At 41.6% G+C, this 18,727-nt stretch carries 18 protein-coding genes; 12 read left to right on the top strand and 6 right to left on the bottom strand.

Annotation, left to right across the window (positions count from 1 at the left end; translation table 11 throughout):
* Nucleotides 1-3: 3 nt before the first annotated feature.
* Nucleotides 4-810: an MBL fold metallo-hydrolase gene (locus tag MUG84_RS14880; protein ID WP_244725934.1), complete on the top strand. Its 807-nt coding sequence runs from the start codon at nt 4-6 to the stop codon at nt 808-810.
* Here the strand turns inward: MUG84_RS14880 and MUG84_RS14875 are convergent.
* A complete protein-coding gene (locus tag MUG84_RS14875; protein WP_136608176.1) occupies nt 779-985 on the bottom strand; it encodes a hypothetical protein in 207 nt (68 codons plus the stop codon). The two genes, MUG84_RS14880 and MUG84_RS14875, sit on opposite strands and share 32 nt — an antisense overlap.
* A 657-nt stretch (nt 986-1,642) precedes the next feature.
* Between MUG84_RS14875 and MUG84_RS14870 the strand changes: the two genes are divergently transcribed.
* The 3 genes from MUG84_RS14870 to rlmH all read left to right on the top strand — a co-directional run bounded on the left by MUG84_RS14870 (nt 1,643) and on the right by rlmH (nt 3,793).
* Nucleotides 1,643-2,890, top strand: a complete 1,248-nt coding sequence (locus MUG84_RS14870; protein ID WP_244725932.1) for a S1C family serine protease — start codon at nt 1,643-1,645, stop codon at nt 2,888-2,890.
* A gap of 130 nt (nt 2,891-3,020) precedes the next feature.
* Nucleotides 3,021-3,188, top strand: a complete 168-nt coding sequence (locus tag MUG84_RS14865; RefSeq protein WP_244725929.1) for a CxxH/CxxC protein — start codon at nt 3,021-3,023, stop codon at nt 3,186-3,188.
* 125 nt (nt 3,189-3,313) lie between these two features.
* Entirely contained in the window at nt 3,314-3,793 is a 480-nt protein-coding gene (rlmH, locus tag MUG84_RS14860) for a 23S rRNA (pseudouridine(1915)-N(3))-methyltransferase RlmH (protein WP_244725927.1), read from the top strand.
* Between the two features lie 349 nt (nt 3,794-4,142).
* Here rlmH and MUG84_RS14855 read toward each other — a convergent pair whose 3' ends face one another.
* Together MUG84_RS14855 and MUG84_RS14850 are read right to left on the bottom strand one after the other, a co-directional pair.
* Nucleotides 4,143-5,387 carry an aminopeptidase P N-terminal domain-containing protein gene (locus tag MUG84_RS14855; protein WP_244725925.1) on the bottom strand — a complete coding sequence of 415 codons (1,245 nt, stop codon included), beginning with the start codon at nt 5,385-5,387 and terminating at the stop codon, nt 4,143-4,145.
* A gap of 819 nt (nt 5,388-6,206) precedes the next feature.
* Nucleotides 6,207-6,620: a MerR family transcriptional regulator gene (locus MUG84_RS14850; RefSeq protein WP_244725922.1), complete on the bottom strand. Its 414-nt coding sequence runs from the start codon at nt 6,618-6,620 to the stop codon at nt 6,207-6,209.
* A gap of 193 nt (nt 6,621-6,813) precedes the next feature.
* On the opposite strand from MUG84_RS14850, the gene MUG84_RS14845 reads away from it, so the two are divergent.
* Nucleotides 6,814-7,758, top strand: coding sequence for an MBL fold metallo-hydrolase (locus tag MUG84_RS14845; protein WP_244725920.1), 945 nt, complete (start codon nt 6,814-6,816; stop codon nt 7,756-7,758).
* A gap of 546 nt (nt 7,759-8,304) precedes the next feature.
* Complete coding sequence (locus MUG84_RS14840; protein WP_244725918.1) at nt 8,305-10,044, top strand: ABC-F family ATP-binding cassette domain-containing protein; 1,740 nt, start codon at nt 8,305-8,307, stop codon at nt 10,042-10,044.
* Between the two features lie 464 nt (nt 10,045-10,508).
* Here MUG84_RS14840 and MUG84_RS14835 read toward each other — a convergent pair whose 3' ends face one another.
* Complete coding sequence (locus tag MUG84_RS14835) at nt 10,509-12,179, bottom strand: alpha-keto acid decarboxylase family protein (protein WP_244725916.1); 1,671 nt, start codon at nt 12,177-12,179, stop codon at nt 10,509-10,511.
* A 191-nt stretch (nt 12,180-12,370) separates the two neighbouring features.
* Between MUG84_RS14835 and MUG84_RS14830 the strand changes: the two genes are divergently transcribed.
* From MUG84_RS14830 to MUG84_RS14805, 6 genes are all read left to right on the top strand, one after another.
* Complete coding sequence (locus MUG84_RS14830; RefSeq protein WP_244725913.1) at nt 12,371-12,862, top strand: MarR family winged helix-turn-helix transcriptional regulator; 492 nt, start codon at nt 12,371-12,373, stop codon at nt 12,860-12,862.
* 193 nt (nt 12,863-13,055) lie between these two features.
* A complete protein-coding gene (locus tag MUG84_RS14825; protein WP_244725911.1) occupies nt 13,056-13,496 on the top strand; it encodes a cell wall hydrolase in 441 nt (146 codons plus the stop codon).
* A 251-nt stretch (nt 13,497-13,747) separates the two neighbouring features.
* On the top strand, nt 13,748-14,617 hold the full coding sequence (locus MUG84_RS14820; protein ID WP_244725909.1) for a deoxyribonuclease IV: 870 nt from the start codon (nt 13,748-13,750) through the stop codon (nt 14,615-14,617).
* 141 nt (nt 14,618-14,758) lie between these two features.
* A complete protein-coding gene (locus MUG84_RS14815) occupies nt 14,759-15,664 on the top strand; it encodes an alpha/beta fold hydrolase (protein WP_244725907.1) in 906 nt (301 codons plus the stop codon).
* Nucleotides 15,665-15,891: 227 nt separating this feature from the next.
* On the top strand, nt 15,892-16,512 hold the full coding sequence (locus MUG84_RS14810) for an SGNH/GDSL hydrolase family protein (protein WP_244725905.1): 621 nt from the start codon (nt 15,892-15,894) through the stop codon (nt 16,510-16,512).
* A gap of 105 nt (nt 16,513-16,617) precedes the next feature.
* Complete coding sequence (locus MUG84_RS14805) at nt 16,618-17,355, top strand: hypothetical protein (RefSeq protein WP_244725903.1); 738 nt, start codon at nt 16,618-16,620, stop codon at nt 17,353-17,355.
* A gap of 137 nt (nt 17,356-17,492) precedes the next feature.
* On the opposite strand, the gene MUG84_RS14800 is transcribed toward MUG84_RS14805, so the two are convergent.
* Complete coding sequence (locus tag MUG84_RS14800) at nt 17,493-18,308, bottom strand: alpha/beta fold hydrolase (protein ID WP_244725901.1); 816 nt, start codon at nt 18,306-18,308, stop codon at nt 17,493-17,495.
* 23 nt (nt 18,309-18,331) lie between these two features.
* A complete protein-coding gene (locus tag MUG84_RS14795; protein WP_244725899.1) occupies nt 18,332-18,721 on the bottom strand; it encodes a DUF6220 domain-containing protein in 390 nt (129 codons plus the stop codon).
* Between the last annotated feature and the right edge of the window lie 6 nt (nt 18,722-18,727).

Here is an 18,727-nt window from a genome sequence, read left to right as displayed (position 1 = left end):
GAGATGGGAATATCTTTTACCGTGTTATCCAGCGGCTCGACTGGTAATGCGACCGTAGTCAGAAATGAAGAAACGACACTCATGATTGACGCGGGCCTCAGCGCCAAACGGATTGACGAGCTGCTGAAGGAGCGGGATGTGACGGGCGAGGAGATTGATGGCATTCTGGTCACCCATGAGCACTCGGATCATATCAAGGGTCTTGGAGCCGTAGCGCGCAAGTACGATCTGCCGATCTATGCCAACGAGAAGACCTGGGAAGCGATGGAGAAATCCATCGGCAAAATCGCAGAGGAGAACCGCATCGTGATGGACAGCGGAGAAGTCCGCGACTTCGGCTCGCTGCGCGTAGAATCCTTCGGAATCTCGCATGATGCGGCGGAGCCGGTGGGGTATTGTTTTTATGATGGAAATGAAAAGCTCAGCGTAGCGACGGATCTCGGGTATATGAGTGATAAGGTGAAGCAGGCGCTCAGCGACTCGAACGTAATGGTGCTGGAAGCGAACCATGATATCGAAATGCTACGTATGGGCAGATATCCATGGAATATTAAGCGCCGCATTCTGGGCGATATGGGCCATTTATCGAATGTGGCTGCGGGTGAAGCCTTGAGCGAGCTGCTTACGGGTGATCTCAAGCGAACCTATCTGGCGCATCTCAGCCGCGACCATAATATGATGGAGCTGGCGAAAATGACGGTGCGTGACAGCATGGAGGAACGCGGCTGTTTTTATAAAGACAGTGAATTCAAGCTATGCGATACGTATTATGACCGCCCTACACCATGGGATAAGGTGAGTGAACCATAAACTGGTCGAGTTCGGCCGCTTTCCTCTCTACTTCTTCACGGGTGAGGATACCCTTGTCTACCAGCAGCTCGATGATCGTGCTGAGGGCAAGGGTATTGCGGTAATGCTCGTCTTTTAAATCTCCAAGCTTGGCCATCATCTGCACGTAGTCCATACTGGACGGAAATCGCTCCATCATATTTATCCTCCTTATAAGTGAAAATCAGCAAATCTTCTATACTATGATTTCCAAAAAAACACAATGAGATTCAGCAACGCTCCATCATTTATTTCCGAATTAGATTAGGCCAATGGGCCTCTATGTGATACAATGGTCTGTGCAAGAGGAAAACCTGAAAAGCCTTGGGGTTATTGGTCTGAGAGGAACTTATGATCCTCCATTTTTTAGGAAAATCATCTGGATAGGCTTAGCTTGTTCAGCGGTTGTTTTCTGCCCTTTTGTTATTATTCTAGTAGCTTGCTGGCGGAAATATTCCTGTTTTTTAAGAGAATTCGATAAATTCAGAGTTATGAAAAAGAGAGTAGAAGGAAAATCGTTTTTTTTTGCTTAAGAGGGGCTTTTTTGTGGGTAATTAAAATAAAGAGAGTTTCACACGCAACCTTTAGGGTCAACATGCAGTTTATATTAATGGAGACTTTTGTACTACAGAAAAAACACCGCCGAAAAGGTAATCTTTAGGTATAAGAACAGTGCTGAAACATGATGCAGAATATTCCCTCGAAGGGTCATAATGAATCAGATGAAGGCTGCATAAGCATACCTGATGAGGTATTAAAGATACACTGACGGCGGCCCGTTTAGGGTGCGTGACAACAAAGGGGAGAGGATCACATGGGGCTGTTTCAAGATGATTTTTATTCGACCAAAGTGCCAAAGCGTAGACGCGGATTCCGTAAAGCCCGCAAGGAGCAGGAAGTCTGGCCAAGTTACAGGCGCAGCCGGGGTCTCTCGACACTTCAGATCGCTACGATTAGTTCGGTCATCAGCGCATTTGTGGCCGTGTTGTTGTTCAGCATGATCACGGGTCTGCCTTCCTACGAGCATAAAGTGGCCGCGGTTAGCGCCATCAACTCCAAGCACCTGGACAGCAGCGGGGATCCTTATGACCGATTGGTCACGGCAGCCGCAAAAGTGCGCCCTACCGTGGTAAGCATCGTGAACTACAAGGATGCCAAGAAGGATAAGAATAACTTGGAGGATTCGGCTTTAGGATCAGGCGTTATTTTCAAAAAAGACAACGGCAAGGCTTTTGTGATTACCAACAACCACGTGATTGAAGGCGCGCAGGAGCTTGAGGTGGTACTGGTAAGTGGTGAGATGAAAGAAGCGAAGCTCGTTGGCGCAGACAAGGTGAATGATATCGCCGTTCTCGCCGTGGATGATAAAAATATCAATGAAGTGGCGGAAATGGGCGACTCCGACAAGCTGCGGCTCGGGGAAACGGTGCTTGCGATCGGGAATCCGCTGGGACTCGGCGACACGCTGACTTCCGGAATTGTAAGCTACACGAACCGCGTTGTGCCAGTATCGCTGAACCAGGACGGCAACTATGACTGGGAGCAGGAGGTCATCCAGACCGATGCGGCGATTAACGAAGGCAACAGCGGCGGGGCGCTTGTGGATTTGGACGGAAAAGTCATTGGCATCAACACCATGAAAATCGCGGATACCGGCGTAGAGGGACTTGGTTTTGCCATCCCGATAGACCAGGTGATGAAAACTGTTGACGAGCTGATGGCTCACGGCAAAATCGCCCGCCCGTATATCGGCATCTATTCCATGGATCTGAACAATTCTTACGCTCCAATGGATGATGATCAGCTGAAGGAGCTGAAGCTGCCAAGTGACGTGAAGGATGGGGTCGTGGTTCTGGATGCCATTGGTCCGGCGGCGGAGGCAGGTCTGAAGCTCAATGACGTTATCGTGAAGTTTAACGACGATCCGATCACGACTACGCTGGAAATGAAGAAATTCCTGTACGACAAGGTCAAAATCGGTGATACCGTAAAGGTCACTTTCTACCGTGACGGCAAGGAGCAGACAACGAACGTGAAGCTGGCAGAGAAGCCGGATCAGTAATAAAGCAGCGGCTGAAAAAACAAGTGTGCGAAATGCTGAAAAAGGGATATAATTTGAGTAAGACATAAGCATTTTGCAAAAGATGAACTTATGACAACCGTGTGCAGCACTAGAAGGGATGCTTTCATTTATGTATGTAGTATGCAAAGAACATTTGGAGCTTGCCATTGAAATGTTTGTGGACGAATTCGAGGATGCTCCGGACATTGTGGACCTGAAGGATACGGAGTTCTCCGATTGGGACCCCCCGGTACAGTGCGCGCACTGTGAGCAGGCCGGCAAGTTTCTGGTGGTATGATACGAATATCATAAGGTAAGGGAGGAGCGTGGAAGCACGCTCCTTTTTTTGTGGAGTAACGAAGGGATGAAGCCGGAAGCGGTTGCCATAATAAATGACATAACGGTAAGGACGGAGGATATATCATGTTGATTCAATTGATTGGCGTTGGCAAATTGAAGGAGAAGTATTTGGTGCAGGGCATCCAGGAATACGCGAAGCGTCTGACCCCGTACATCAAATTCCAGGTGATCGAGGTCGCGGACGAGAAGGCCCCGGACACCTTGAGCGATGCTGAGGTGTCGATCGTTAAAGAGCGCGAGGGCGAACGCATCCTCGCGCATGTTAAAGAGAGCGCGCATGTCATCGCGCTCGCTATCGGCGGCCAGCTGTGGAGCTCGGAAGAGCTGGCCGCCGAACTCGACAGGCTCGGCACCTACGGGACGAGCCATGTCGTGTTCGTGATCGGAGGGAGCCACGGGCTCTCCGATCAGGTGCTGCGCCGCGCCCAGCAGAAGCTGAGCTTCGGGCGCATGACCTTGCCGCATCAGCTGATGCGGCTGGTGCTCACGGAGCAGATTTATCGCGCAGTGAAGATAAATCGGGGGGAACCTTACCATAAATAAATGAGGTTTTTACTATAATTGGGTAAAGGTATGGTGGTAGGGTAAAGCGCGATTATATATTAGTTGGGGTTTTTCCTTATGTATAAATTTAGAATTATTTATAATACTGTTGATATAGACATAAAAACAGGACTTACTGTAATAAAGTAAGTCCTTGATACATCTTTTAAGAAGATTGTGAGTTTAATTTTTGTAATTATAGTTCCTTCTCCATAGATATAAATTCCATATCACCTTTAACAGTCTTACCTTGTGATAAATCATTATTAATAAACGAGTTTAACGTAACGAATTAATTACAACATAAGATTACCATTGTTTTTCAATATAATTGGAGAATAACTACCAATTACCTTTTACCCATCGCAGCTTCAATATCTTCTATGCTTCTAGGTATGATTGCCGATAGATTTTCGCATCCTGTTTCTGTAATCAGGCAGTTATCTTCTAAACGGAAGCCGATTCCCCATTCTTCACAGTATATACCGACATCAACGCAAAAAATCATTCCGGGAGTTAATGGCATAGTAGAGTCTGCCAGATCATGAACATCATACCCTACATGATGAGCTCCACCATGCCATATATATTTGCCAACAGATGCATAGTCATCACAAAGGCCGATAGCCTTTAATTGTTCAAAATTATATTTACGTATCATCAAATCTACGTCTTTCATAGGAATGCCAGGCTTTAGTATGCGGAACATATACTCAGAGGTTTCATAGGCGCATTGATACAACAATTTTTGTTTTTCATTAAACTTACCATTACAAGGCCAGCCACGTGAGACATCATTGATTTCATTGTCCCAGCAAGCCCCCACATCGTTTAAAATCATATCTCCATCCTGAGCTTGCCCTCGGTAAGAATAATTATGTATACAGAAATTATTCTTTCCCGCAGTAATGATGAGCGGGAATCCTGGAGCCAGTACCCCATGTTGTGCCAGAGTATAATCAAATTCTGCTTTGAATTGGTATTCATACCTACCGGGTTTAGAAGACTGCATCATAGAAAGAATACCCGCTCTTGTAATCTTTTCTGCCTCTTTCATGGCTATAATTTCACAAGGTTTTTTGATGGTTCGTTGTTTTTTCAGCTGTGGTTGGAGATTTTTAAGGGTGATGAATGGATATCTATTTCTTATGTACTCTGCTAATTTGTATGCTTCACTATCCGGTTCATTATCTCTTATTTTATCAAAATCCAAATAGATTCTTTGAATTTCTTTTGAAGCAATTATATGATTCAAAAAATTCTGAAATTGATCTATATATTTGATTTCATCTATACCAGAAACTTCATAGGCTTCTATTGATGTTAATCTTCTCCCTGTCCACCGTTCTGCAAAAGGATCAGATGGAAGTAAGAATAATGTCTCTTTTCTTTCATTTCCCTGCACTTCTGATAGAAAAATACTATTTTGCTGCTCTATGCCTGTTAAATATACAAAATTACGGTTAGCGAAAAAAGGATAGTCTTCATCACCAGTTTTCCTAGGTGCATGTCCGCTAAACATAACAGCAAGTGACCCTGCCTCCATACTGTGATATAGTGTTTCTCTGTTTTCCATGTGAAATTCTTTTTTCATAATAATATCTCCTCTCTTTCTTGTTGAATAAATTAAATGATCAACTAAAAATTAACATAGTACCTAGTATATTTCGATGTATCCAATTCCAATTCCTGTATGATTTTCTTTATAATCACAATTATTTTTTCGAAAACAACATCAATTCTTAAAGGACAGTTACAAGAGTTAAACGTTAACTTGGAATATCTTTTAAAGAATTCTAACAATAGCACCTGCATTGAACTGAATTTAAGCCCGAATATATTTATTAAAGGTATGGCTAGCGGCTATTATAATAGAAATGCGAAAAAGCTTGAAATGATTACAATATTACCAGGTAGTATCATTACAAATAAACAGGCATCTAATGGTTGGAACCAAATAATTTAGTTCAACTAGAAAGGTCCGAGTGGGACTGCTGCGATGATTCAAGGGGAAAATGGTCCCAAAAAACCTAACGGATATAAAATTTGGGGATTTGCTGATGATAAAACTATTTTTGAATCAGGTGAAAAACCAGAATAAAGACTGCTAGTTGGAATTAAATTTAAGGTACCTTGAGCTCCATGAAAAAACCTCATTTAGATGCGTTACGGTGAACCGTATCGTAAGTAGGGCGAAATTTAATGCATCAACCGGGTATGGAGATGAGTGCTGCAGGAAGCAGTTCCGAATGACACAATCTTCGTTTTGATGATGCTTAATTGACATACCTCCTGAAAATGAAAATAACCCCTCGAAAGGGGTCTTGAAAACAAGTCTTTCAATTAACTGGCACAGGGTGTCTGATTTTCTACATCAGGCACCCTACAGTGTTCACATAGGATCACGACGTTATTATCTAGTGTCTACTATGACTTCTTTCGTGAGTTCTCGGTATAGGGCAAGTTTCTCTTCGGTGAGAGAAATAATATCATCAATTTCTTGCCGCCTAGCTTCCAGTTCCATCAGATGCTTCTCAAGGATTTCAATCCGTCTTTCTAAGGTGGGAGTATAATCAGAAAGATCCTCCCCTTGTTGAATTTTATCCATCACACAGCCCTCACGAGTAAATTCCGTAATCTCCTCAAGCGATAAGCCCAAATTTTTTAGTTTATTTAGACATTGAATGTATGAAACCTCGCTTTCTTTGTAGACACGCGCCCCTCCATTTCTACGCTTGGGTTCATGAAGTACCCCAATTTTCTCATAATAACGTATCGTATAAGGAGTTAATCCCGTTTTTTCTGACACTTGACTGATCGTAAGCATCCGATTTCTGCCCCTCCTTTTATATGCTAATATTGAAAACTATTATACAGCTTGCAGTTAACCCAAAGTCAATGTTTACAATCCTTCCTAATTATTCCTTATAAAACCCCTTGACTTCTAGTTGACTCTAACTTGTAAGTTAAAGTTACTAGCTGAAATACAGGAAACAACAAACACGAAAAGGGGTATAACAATGAACAACGAATATTTCACGATTCAACAAGCATCGGAAGGTATCTGGGGTGCTATTTCGGTTCCAGGCAGCGGTTCTCTGGGGAATGCAGCAATTATTGATCTTGGGGATATAACCGTTGTAGTGGATACAACCAACCTGCCGCAATCTGGTGCTTTGTTACGTCATACTGCTGAACAATTAACAAACAAACCAGTTAAATATGTAGTGAATACACATTTTCATGGAGATCATGTCAACGGCAATCAGGAATTTATGAAAAGCGAATTTATATCTACCGTTTGGACAAGAGATTTGCTATATGATATGGGCGAAGTGAATATTGATCTCATGCAACAAAACATTCAAAAGTTAATAACTAGCTTAAATCATGTACGTTCACAGCAAAGGGATCCCCACATGCTAACCGAAATCGACTATGATCTTTCTGTACAGCGAGCCCTGTATGATGCCATCCCTTCCCTTTGCAGGGTGATACCCACGATAACCTTTGAAGATAAACTCGTTATTCAAGGAACAAAGCGAACTATCGAAGTTTTATCTTACGGAGGCGGTCATTCTTTAAGTGATGCTGTTGTGTACGTTCCAGAAGAGCAAACTTTGATCGCTGGTGATTTAATATCGACTAAGACGATTCCGGTCATGCCATACGGTAATCCATACGCTTGGATACGCATCCTTAAACGTATTCAAAAAGACCTCAAGGTCGATACTGTCGTTCCGGGACACGGAGATGTGTCTAATTCAGATCGAATCACGGATGTCATACGCTTTTTGGAGAAAACGATCGCTTATGTTTCTAGAGCTGTAACAAGCGGGAAATCAGAGTCTTACTGGTTGGAACAAGGGGTATTAGAAGGCTATGAGGATTGGCATCTGCCCCAGTATTTCAGATGGAACTTTCGCTGGCTCTTTAACAGTATGGTTGTTCAAAACAACAGATGAGACAACAAGCAACACTGTTTGTATCCCTATCGCGCTCGGTTGCATGAGCTATGTGGTATTCCTGAGCGCGGAAACAATAGCTGCCATGACCCAGACATTTTGTCCACCAGCGGAGTATAGGCCGTCGGTGCAGAACTGGCTCTGTAGAAGTTGCAGGAGATTGGAATTGTTCATGTGCATTCGCTCTGTTCGATTGGAATGAAAAGAAGCTGCCTTCTAGGTACTATCGGGTCCATCGGACAGCTTCTGGAATGTAAGTTGTGCTGCGGAATTATCTGCACCAAAATTCGCTCTTTAGATGATACGGTGAACCATATCATAAGTGACGGCAAGTTTTTATTGTACAACTCAAATCAAGTATGCAAAAATCGCCGGTGATATATTCAAAAGGAAAGGAGGGCCTACCCGACCTATTCCGGGGATGGGATACAATGGGATTGAAGTTGGCTGTAAACAGTGTTACTCTAGCAACGGTAAACTCAAAATCTATGTTGTGCAATACACCTAATAATAGTCATGATTATATTTGTAAAGAAAGGTAATACGATGATAAAAGTTGATAACTTATCCTTCTCATTCCCGCAAAAAGAACTATATACCAACATTTCATTTACGCTTGAAGAGGCACAACATTGCGCTTTTATAGGAACAAGTGGCAATGGGAAAAGTACATTAATAGATATACTGATGGATCCCGAAAGATATCTGTTCGAGGGCAGGCTAGAAATAGACCCGACCTACAAAATTGAGCATGTAAGTCAATTTTCTCAACTAGACGCAACTAAAGAAACAACTGTTTTTGAATATATAGGGGAAGAATTTATTAAGATACAAAATGAAATAACTTCTATTTGTACTGAAATGGAAACATCGTCGGATATTGATTCTTTATTAGAAAAGTATCAAGTAGCGTTAGACGCATTGGATTCAATCGGTGGGGATGATTTTGAGAGCAAAATTATTAAGAAACTAAATCTAGCAAACCTCATGAAGCTAAGAGATCTTAGGGTATCCGATCTGAGTAGCGGGGAATTCAAACTTATTCAAGTCATGAAGGGAATGCTTAGTAGTCCAGACTTATTGATTATGGACGAACCCGATGTATTTTTGGACTTTGAAAACCTAAATGCGCTTAAAAACCTTATTAATTCTCACAAAGGAACACTGCTAGTTGTTACGCATAACCGATATCTATTGAATCATTGTTTCAACAAAATTATACACCTTGAAAACAAGGAGATCCAAGAGTTTGATGGGCGATTTATTGATTATAACTTCTCATTACTTCAGACTAAAATTGAGTTACAAGAACTCGCAATCGCTGATGATGAAGAAGTGGAGAGAAATGAGAACATCATCAATAATCTCAGAGAAATCGCAACTAATAATGCAGATGCATCTAGAGGGAGAGCATTAAAAGCTAGAGTTAAGTTTCAAGAAAGATTGGAAGCGCGTAGAATTAAAACGCCATTTGTTGAGATTAAGCAACCGAATATTCGTTTTGATATGGATAAAGAAATGGAAGACAGCATTGTTGTAAATGTCAATCATTATAGTGTTGCCTTTGATGAGTTGCTTTTAGACAATGTTAACTTTGAGATAAAATCTACGGATAAAGTAGCCATTATTGGTTCAAACGGTACCGGAAAAACGACTTTACTCCGAGATATCTTTAATAATAATCATGATTCAATTGAAATAAATGCTGATGCTAAAGTGGGCTATTTATCTCAGGTTCAAGGCGAAGTGCTAAGGGATTCTAATACAATACTAGAAGAATTCATCGATGCTGGGTTTAAAACTTATGATGAGATTAGATCGCATGTTTCAAGCTATGGCTTTGAAGGGGAAATCGTTAATCAAAAGATAGGATCTTTATCGGGTGGAGAAAAAAATGTGCTTCAATTAGCTAAAGTTTCTGCCAGTAAAGCAAACGTATTGCTTCTGGATGAACCGACAAGCCATTTAGACACCTATACACAAATCGCACTGGAGAAAGCCATTGAAGACTATAAAGGTGCGATTCTCATGATTTCTCACGATTTCTATTCTGTTGTAAATGGTATGGATTATGTGTTAATCATTGACGATAAGACGATTAGAAAAATGAGTATGCGAAAATTTAGACAGATGATTTATGCTAATCATTTTGATCGAGATTATTTAGAAACTGAAAAAAATAAAAAATCAGTTGAAATGAAAATAGAAATGGCTTTGAAAAATACTGATTTTGAACTTGCGAAAGTATTGATTGATGAGCTAGAAGAGCTGATCAAGTTGCTTTAAATTACAACCCTCTATACAGGTGTGACACGCAATCCGTTGCCGGATGTCTACACTTCATCAATCATGTGGCACCCGACAGGGTGCCATTTTAAATTCGCCGTTAGACCCGTTACGGGGAACCATACCATAAGTGACGGCGAAAAATTTTGTTGTGGTTAATTCGTGAGCATAGAAATACTTATAAGCATGATTATGCATTATTCTGGGATAATAATAAAAATCAACGTCAAAGCACCAAAGACTATGTACCAGCAACAGGTTATTCCGCAGTTAAGGTGGAATCTGCACCTCATTATAATGATAATAACTATATTACCAATCAGGCATATGCAAATTATCTTCAAAACAAAAAGATTTTTCGGGGTATACAGCTTATGTGGTCAGATACGATAGTTAAGTAAAGTCAAAAAAGGAAAAGGCCATCCCGTAAAGGATGACCCTAAAACTTGCCGTTATAGATAGGATTAAATGTTTTGAGTCGCAAATCGTTTTGAAATATGGTTGAGCAATTCAGGCTTGTCATCGCGGTCCATGACAACTTCAATAAAAATCAAATGGTCACGGTCACGTTCTGCTGCTTCTAATGCTTCTTCAAGTTCCGGTTCTGTTTGTACTTTAAAAGTTAGGCTGCGTTCTTTAGGACCTAGTACATCAGGAATTTTTTGATAGTCCCACATTTGAATATCATTATATACTTGGTCCTCGCCGTGAATGGCACGTTCGACCGTGTAGCCGTCATTGTTGATTAAAAAAATAATGGGTTTGATCTGCTGACGAAGCATGGTTGAAATTTCTTGTGCTGTCAGTTGAAATGAACCATCTCCAATTAATAGAATGTTGCGTCGGCTTTGATCAGCCAGCTGTGTTCCTAATAAAGCAGGAAGTGTGAATCCAATAGAACCCCATAAAGGCTGACCGATAAAAGTTGTATCTTTTGGCAGAGGCATCATCGTTGCTCCAAAAAAGGATGTGCCTTGTTCTGCTAATAATACATCTTTTTCTTTTAAAAAATGAGAAATTCGTTCAAAAAAACATTTTTGCGTAATCATGCCCTCTTTTACAACATACTGATCCTTAGTTGTTTGGGAATTAACAGAAATAATGTTTAAATCCTCAAAATTTCTTTGTTCAATCTCATTGCTTAATGATAATAACGCTTCATTCATTGTAACAGGTGCATATTTTTTGTTTTTTGCTTTTACTGAAAAAGGATGAATGTGAATGACGGTTTCTTCTGAAAATCCATGAGAAAAGCCTCCTGTAATTGAATCCGTTAACTTTACACCGATGCTAATGATGCAGTCTGCTTGATCGATGCGCTGTTGTATATAAGGAGAACTTAAATCACCGTTATAAACACCAATAAACTGCGGATGTTCTTCATTGAAAACACCTTTTCCCATACTTAATGTAGCAACAGGGAACCCAGTTTTTTCAGCGAAATGCTGAAGCATTTCTTGTGCTTGATAGCGATATACTTCATAGTCTGCCAAAATAACAGGGCTTTTCGCTTGATTTATGATAGGTGTTATTTCTGTAAGAAGCTGATGTAGAGCATCTTGGTTACTTGAAACAATATCATCAAGTAATCGTTTTGATGGTTTGTTAATCGGTTTATTGTACACATCAATAGGTAAATTTATATGAACAGGTCGTTTTTCCCTCCAGCATGAAAGAAGGACGCGGTCAATTTCTTGTGCTGCATTTTCTTGTGTTAACAGTGTTTGAGCAACCGTTACTTCTTTAAACATGTTAGAAAAATGATCAAACTTACCGTCACCTAGTGTGTGATGCACATATAACCCATCGTTTATAACTTTTGTTGTTGGAAGACCTGTAATTTTAACAACCGGCACATTTTCAGCATAAGATCCTGCAATTCCATTGATCGCACTTAATTCTCCAACACCAAATGTTGTAATTAAAGCAGCGATTCCATTCACTCTCGCATAGCCGTCGGCTGCATAAGCGGCGTTTAATTCATTACAATTGCCAACCCAATCTATTCCTTCATATTCAATTACGTCATCTAAAAAAGATAAATTATAGTCTCCAGGCACGCCAAAGATATGACGAATACCTAGTTCTGATAAACGGTCTAATAAATAGTTTCCAACTGTAAATACATTCTTCATTTTTATCACCTCAAAAATTATGTCAATATTATTGACCTAATCGCAGTATAACAGAGTAATTAGTTTAGGTCAATTATATTGACCCTTTTTTAAAGGGAAAGGAATGTAGTATATTAATGTAAAGGGAATGGGAATGAAATGAGGTTTCATTGTGTTTTGCGTCAAAAAGGTAAGAAAGCGGGAGGATGATTATGGATCTAGAAAAAGAAAAGCGAATGAATGAGGTACTAGCACTTTTTTATTTTGCTTATAAAACATTTACCGAAGAACCAGATCTAATTATTCAAAAGTACGGAATCCAGCGTGTGCATCATCGTATTTTATTTTTTGTCTCCAGATTTCCAGGTCTTAGTGTAAACGAACTGTTAGAGTTATTAGAAATAAGCAAACAAGCGCTGCATGGACCGATGCGCATATTAATTGAGAAAAATTTAATGTTTAGTAAAGAGGCGGAGCATGATCGCCGAGTCAAACGGCTTTTTTTAACAGATGAAGGAGAGAAGTTAGAAAAAGAACTTAGCAATAGACAACGCGAGCAACTATCATCAATCTTTTCACAATTCGATGCTGATTATGAAAAGTCATGGATTCAAATTATGGAAAAATTATCAGCAAAACGTTCAGGTTATGATGTTTGGAACCAGAAGACAAATAAAGAAAATATACCAACTGAAATCATTTAGCAAAATCTCCGGTATGTTAAAAAAACGAGGCTGATGATAAACAGAATGTATCGAATGCTTTAGCCTATTGCAGTTTCTTTGTTTTTCGCCGATCACCTGGAACGGCTATTTATTATTGTTCTTAATTTTGCCAGAGTAACACATCCGCTTCACCTACAATATGATGAGTCTAGAAATCTAAAGAGGTGAGCAAATGGCAGTCGTAAGAGCCAGAAAACAGGATATTGATATGTTGGCAAGGTTGCTTCGAGCTGAAGCTGAGACCGAAGGCGAAACGGGCATGCTCCTTGTTGGAAGTGTTGGCATTAACCGAATAAGAGTGGATTGCTCCGATTTTAAAAATATCCGGACAATTCCCGAAATGATCTACCAGCCGCATGCGTTTGAAGCATTGCAACATGGCATGTTCTATCAAAGCGCAAGAGATAGGGAACGTCGTCTTGCGCAACGGGCTGTGAATGGTGAGCGGAGTTGGCCAGCCGAATTCTCCTTATGGTATTTCCGTCCAGGAACGTTCGAAAATCCCGGACCATGTCCGCCAACTTGGTACAATCAGCCGCTCGTAGGACGATGGAGGAAGCACTGTTTTTATCAACCGACCGTTGAAGAATGTGAAAGTATATATAATACGTAATAATTGTATAAACGAATAGACGGAAATAAAGCATTTATACGGAACAACAAATCCGGCATATGATGAGTTCTCATCACATGCCGGATTTGATATTAATTGGACTTCTTGCGTAAGCTATAGCTTCTGTTTTATCCATCACACGTTATCGTTTCAGTTTGTCAGTTGTTTATTGCCTGATGTATAACATCCTCTCTTCCCGTAAATGCTGAAAATATTCTTTTTAGCGAAATGCGGAATTCGGGGGATAATACATGCTAATCGGAAGTCACGTATCCATGGGCGGCAAGGAGATGTTGCTTAAAGCCAGCAAAGAGGCTGCTTCTTATGGAGCGAATACATTCCTGATATACACCGGTGCTCCACAAAATACGAAAAGAAAGCCGATCTCTGATTACAAGATATCAGAGGGACATGCGCATATGAAAGAGCATGGAATCAGCAATATTGTTGTCCACGCTCCTTTCCTGGTCAATCTGGCAAATTCCATGAACAATCAAGTATTCAGTCATAGCATTTCCTTTATGCGCGATGAAATGGACAGGACGGAAGCATTAGGTTCGGAACAGATTGTGATGCATCCCGGATCACACGTTGGAGAAGGAGTAGGCAAGGGACTTAACAAGATCATTAAGGGGCTAAATGAAGTTCTTACCCGGAATGAAAAGGTTCAAATCTCGTTAGAGACAATGGCAGGTAAAGGGACGGAATGTGGTGCTCGCTTTGAGGAACTGGCTCGCATTATAGATGGAGTAACTTACAATGAGAGTCTTTCAATTTGCCTGGACACTTGCCACGTTCATGATGCCGGATACGATATTGTCCATGACTTTGACGGCGTGCTTGATCAGTTCGATCGCATCATTGGGCTTAATCGGTTAAAAGTGCTTCACATTAATGATTCCAAGAACGAACCCGGCTCCCGTAAAGATCGGCACGAGAATATCGGACATGGATTTATAGGCCTGCATGCCTTGGACTATATTGTTCACCATCCTCAACTTTCTAATCTCCCCAAACTGCTTGAAACTCCATCTATTGGACCTATTAAATACAAAAATCCTCCGTATAAACATGAAATCGCTTTACTTAGAAGAGAATTAACTGAACCAATAGAAAAGTAAGACTTTGTAACAAATCAGACATAGGCAGGCATCCGCATGAAGAAACGAATAATATGGGCTCGGGTTCTTCCGTAACCAATCGTCTATTTCCCTACTAGCTTCATACATATTATAAGACAGTTGGGGAGGAGTGTATGTCGGATGTCGGAATGGGTTCGTTACAAATATGCAACGGTACAAGGCTTATCGGTTTTTTATCGCGAGGCTGGTTCACCTTCAAATCCTGCACTGGTGCTTCTCCACGGGTTTCCTAGTTCATCCCATATGTTCAGGGAGCTTCTTCCTTTGCTTGCAGATCGCTTCTACCTTATTGCGCCTGATTACCCCGGTTTTGGGTACAGCAACATGCCCTCAATCAGCGATTTCTCTTATACATTTGAACAGTTCTCGCTCATTATTGAGCAACTATTAGATCAGCTGTCTATTCCAAAGTTTATTTTGTACTGCCACGATTATGGCGGTCCTGTCGGATTTCGGTTGGCTGTCAGGCACCCTCATCGCGTCCGAGGCTTTATCATTCAAAATTCCGTCGTAAACTTCGAGGGATTGGGAACGCCATTTGATGTATTCAAGGCGCTCTGGAAGCACCCGGATGCCCGGACGCAGCAGGAATTCGCAGCTACCGTAACCTCTTTCGACTTCACCAAGAAGCAGTACTTTACTGGAGCATGCTATCCCGAAAGGGTTAGTCCCGATGGACCCTACATGGATCAAATGTTTCTGAATCGCCCCGGTAATCAGGAGATACAAGTTGCTCTTGGCTACGACTATCGCAAGAATGTGGAGCAGTACCCTATCTGGCAGCAATATTTGCGCACGTATCAACCACCTGTGCTTGTCGTTTGGGGCCGTAACGATTTTATATTTACTTTAAAGGGAGCGGAATTTTTTGAAAGGGAACTAAAATGTGTGGCAACGCATCTGTTATGCGGCGGGCATTTCGTGCTGGAGGAAGCAAGCTATGTAACAGCAATGTTGATCAAGAATTTTTTTGATAGCACCTGTACGGATGTATTTAATACAAAATTGGAATTTCCTGTGAGGTGAGGAGTACTAAGCTAAGCGGCATGGACGTCTATATGTTGAAAAGGGGTGGACGCAACCCGAAACGGTTAAAAAATGAAAGGTTCAGCAGCGACTTGAAGAGTCCGCCGCTGTTCTTTTTTTTAGGCATGATATCCTTTCATTCCGTATCAAAAAAATGGTAATTGAAATCAAATTCGTTTCGGTGTTATATTGTGGAAAAACATTACTAGATTCAAGGAGTGAATCTCATGTGTGCTCTTCGGACGATTGGACAACTAGATGCGGGTATTAGCCAGTGTGTTGTAACGTATGGTACCAGTCTGACGGAAGGGGGAGCTTGGGTGGATGAACTGCGTACCCAGCTTCAGGAGCGATATCCCGGTCGTGCAACCGTCATCAATAGCGGTAAAAACGGAATGTGGTCCGAGTGGGGAGTCCAGAACTTATCGGAAAGGGTACTTGATCACAATCCGGATATGGTTTTCATCGAATTCGCCATTAACGATGCTTATTTGCCGTATGAAACAAGTCTTGAGCAATCCAGGAGCCGATTGGAGCACATGATTAGCAGCATACTGGAGAAAAACGACAATTGTGATATCGTGCTCATGACCATGAACCCTCCTGTAGGCGATTCTCTTGAGATTAGACCTAACTTCCATGAATATTATGAAGTTTACCGTTCGGTTGCGAAAGAAAAGAATCTTCCTATTATTGACCATTTTGTAGAATGGAGTGCTTTGTACAATCAAGATCGGGCGCTTTTTGACCGATGGATTCCGGACAGCATCCATCCTATACCGGAAGGTAGCATCAAAGTTACGGCAAAAGGAATCGAGAAATTCCTTTTCCCGAATTTGACTGTTTAATTTGTCTTCAGATAACGATTGTGATGCGGGATGGGTCTTTAAGGAAACTTTAGATCAACGTAAAGCGTCTAAATAATATAATCGTTCTAGAAGGAGAAGAGGGCAGTGAAAGTAAAAAGAAGTTTGCGAGTGTTACTTCCAATTTTGGGGGCGTGTACGATCTTTGTCGGAACTGCTGTGGCTAGCAATTCTGTTGGTCTGTTCGTTAATGGTAAGGCGCTGAGTCCTAAAGAAACTAAACTTGATCATTCAGTAAACATTCAAACAGGAATTACAAAGGATATGGTTGAAGATTGGATACGAAAGCAAGGCAATGCAAAGAGGGACTATTATTTTGATGGTTTATCCTTTGAAGAAATGAATGTAGATGGGGATTCCGAACCAGAAGTACTTGTGCGAATTGATGGAGGGGTACATCTTGGTGATTTCTTCATCTTTGACAAACAGTCCAACGGTTCATATAAATTAATCTTTGAGCAACCGTGGCATGTTGAATCTTGGAATATTGAGAATTTTCGTGCTGATGGAATGAATCCTTTATTTAATATAGTCACGCGCACAGGCGGAACAGATGCCGATGTTAGGGAATCTCATCTAATGTATATGAACGATTCTGGAGTATGGACAGAAGCTTGGAAAGGTACCCTTAAAGACCGCTCTGTATTTCAAGGTAAATATCATGTTGTCATGGGTAGTTACCAGTTCAATGATGATAATGGGGAACTTTTCTATTGGCAGACCGAAATGGACGCATCCTTAGAGGACAACAAGCAAGAGGGAGACTCAAAGACCACGATGAAAATTTTTAATCTTCAACAGGGAAAGTTTATTGAGAAGAAGTGAGCATCTAACGAAACAAAGGGACATCCTCCCTCAGGATGCCCTTTTTTCGAAACTTGCCGTTACAGACAGCGCGGAGAACCTTATCATAAGTGACGGTGAAAAATTGGGGTACTCTTCAGGAATGAGTTATGTTTGCCTTATAGCCGATGAAGGATATCCCGCAAACTGGTCGCCCATTCCCGAGGCATATCGAAAAAAGAAATGTGATGGCCTGGAAAAGTGGCCATTTCGCAGCCAAGTTTCTCCGCTAAGATGGGAACGGTCCGTCCGTAATATTTCCTTTTATCCAACGTCATCTTGCCTGCGGCTACGGCAATTTTCACCCCGTTTTGCCTAATCTTCTCGATATCGGGCATATAATTTACGCCAGGGATCATCTCATACCGGATTAAGAAGCTTTCATTGTTCGCCTTCGTAACCCGCTGTTGGAAATCTTTCGGAACCGTCTTAAAAGCGCTGAACGGAATGGACAGGGATAAATTGAATCTGAAGCTGGCTGCTTGAACACCAAATCGGAATGAGGTTCGATAAACGTTCGCAAAAAATCTTTGCCACTTCTCAGAATCTGGAAGGAGTCTTACGACGGGCGGTTCGTGGACCACCATCGCTTTGACCGCTTGCGGATGCCTTGCCGCCATTTCCAGCGCGAAGATGGCACCTCCGCTATTCCCGAAAACATAAGCTGACGGATGACCGACTGCTTTCAACACCGCAACCGCATCTCTGGCTTGTTGGCTAACCTCAAAATTTTGTAGTTCGTTCCGAGTGCTTCGCGAATTACCGCGACGGTCATATGTGATTACCTGGTATTCGTCGGCGAGAATATCAGCCACGTACGTGTAAAATCCGGCATCTCCACTTCCGCCCGAAATCATAATAAGCGGCTCGCCCTCTCCCCGGACTTCATAATAGAGTTCGTTTCCTTCGGTTTTTACGAATCCCGAACTTACCATGCACGATCCCTCCCGTATTTAAGTCATCTACGTTTCAAAAATGGATATGAACTTCGCACCAATGCAAGAGCTCCCCAAAACAAGACAAGCGCCAAAACAGGATGAAGGGCGCCGGCGATTCCGTGCGCCGTATAGTATTGAATGTTGAAAAGGAGGAACAAACCGAGACTCCCCCAGATCATCCTCCAGGAAAGCTTCCCGAAGATTCCAAGAAAAAATAGGATTACCGAAATGTATTCAAACATATGAACGAATGTTCGGTGCCATTTCCATGCTTCCGAGTTACCGAACAACGCCATCCCAGCCAGATATACTTGTGCGACGATACATATGAACAATGCCAAGGCAAGAAGGGAGAAAGCCATTCTGCATATCCTTAGACGTGAAGGCTCTGTTTGATTGCCTTCCACCATTTAATT

It is taken from the genome of Paenibacillus mangrovi (assembly GCF_022898935.1).
Taxonomy (GTDB): domain Bacteria; phylum Bacillota; class Bacilli; order Paenibacillales; family Paenibacillaceae; genus Paenibacillus_AQ; species Paenibacillus_AQ mangrovi.
This window is presented reverse-complemented; position numbering and strand designations above follow the sequence as displayed.

Bases quoted from the DNA above. Each gene is read 5' to 3' on its own strand.
- MUG84_RS14880 (WP_244725934.1), top strand. From the start codon at position 4: ATGGGAATATCTTTTACCGTGTTATCCAGCGGCTCGACTGGTAATGCG.
- MUG84_RS14875 (WP_136608176.1), bottom strand. From the start codon at position 985: ATGGAGCGATTTCCGTCCAGTATGGACTACGTGCAGATGATGGCCAAG.
- MUG84_RS14870 (WP_244725932.1), top strand. From the start codon at position 1,643: ATGGGGCTGTTTCAAGATGATTTTTATTCGACCAAAGTGCCAAAGCGT.
- MUG84_RS14865 (WP_244725929.1), top strand. From the start codon at position 3,021: ATGTATGTAGTATGCAAAGAACATTTGGAGCTTGCCATTGAAATGTTT.
- rlmH (WP_244725927.1), top strand. From the start codon at position 3,314: ATGTTGATTCAATTGATTGGCGTTGGCAAATTGAAGGAGAAGTATTTG.
- MUG84_RS14855 (WP_244725925.1), bottom strand. From the start codon at position 5,387: ATGAAAAAAGAATTTCACATGGAAAACAGAGAAACACTATATCACAGT.
- MUG84_RS14850 (WP_244725922.1), bottom strand. From the start codon at position 6,620: ATGCTTACGATCAGTCAAGTGTCAGAAAAAACGGGATTAACTCCTTAT.
- MUG84_RS14845 (WP_244725920.1), top strand. From the start codon at position 6,814: ATGAACAACGAATATTTCACGATTCAACAAGCATCGGAAGGTATCTGG.
- MUG84_RS14840 (WP_244725918.1), top strand. From the start codon at position 8,305: ATGATAAAAGTTGATAACTTATCCTTCTCATTCCCGCAAAAAGAACTA.
- MUG84_RS14835 (WP_244725916.1), bottom strand. From the start codon at position 12,179: ATGAAGAATGTATTTACAGTTGGAAACTATTTATTAGACCGTTTATCA.
- MUG84_RS14830 (WP_244725913.1), top strand. From the start codon at position 12,371: ATGGATCTAGAAAAAGAAAAGCGAATGAATGAGGTACTAGCACTTTTT.
- MUG84_RS14825 (WP_244725911.1), top strand. From the start codon at position 13,056: ATGGCAGTCGTAAGAGCCAGAAAACAGGATATTGATATGTTGGCAAGG.
- MUG84_RS14820 (WP_244725909.1), top strand. From the start codon at position 13,748: ATGCTAATCGGAAGTCACGTATCCATGGGCGGCAAGGAGATGTTGCTT.
- MUG84_RS14815 (WP_244725907.1), top strand. From the start codon at position 14,759: ATGTCGGAATGGGTTCGTTACAAATATGCAACGGTACAAGGCTTATCG.
- MUG84_RS14810 (WP_244725905.1), top strand. From the start codon at position 15,892: ATGTGTGCTCTTCGGACGATTGGACAACTAGATGCGGGTATTAGCCAG.
- MUG84_RS14800 (WP_244725901.1), bottom strand. From the start codon at position 18,308: ATGGTAAGTTCGGGATTCGTAAAAACCGAAGGAAACGAACTCTATTAT.
- MUG84_RS14795 (WP_244725899.1), bottom strand. From the start codon at position 18,721: ATGGTGGAAGGCAATCAAACAGAGCCTTCACGTCTAAGGATATGCAGA.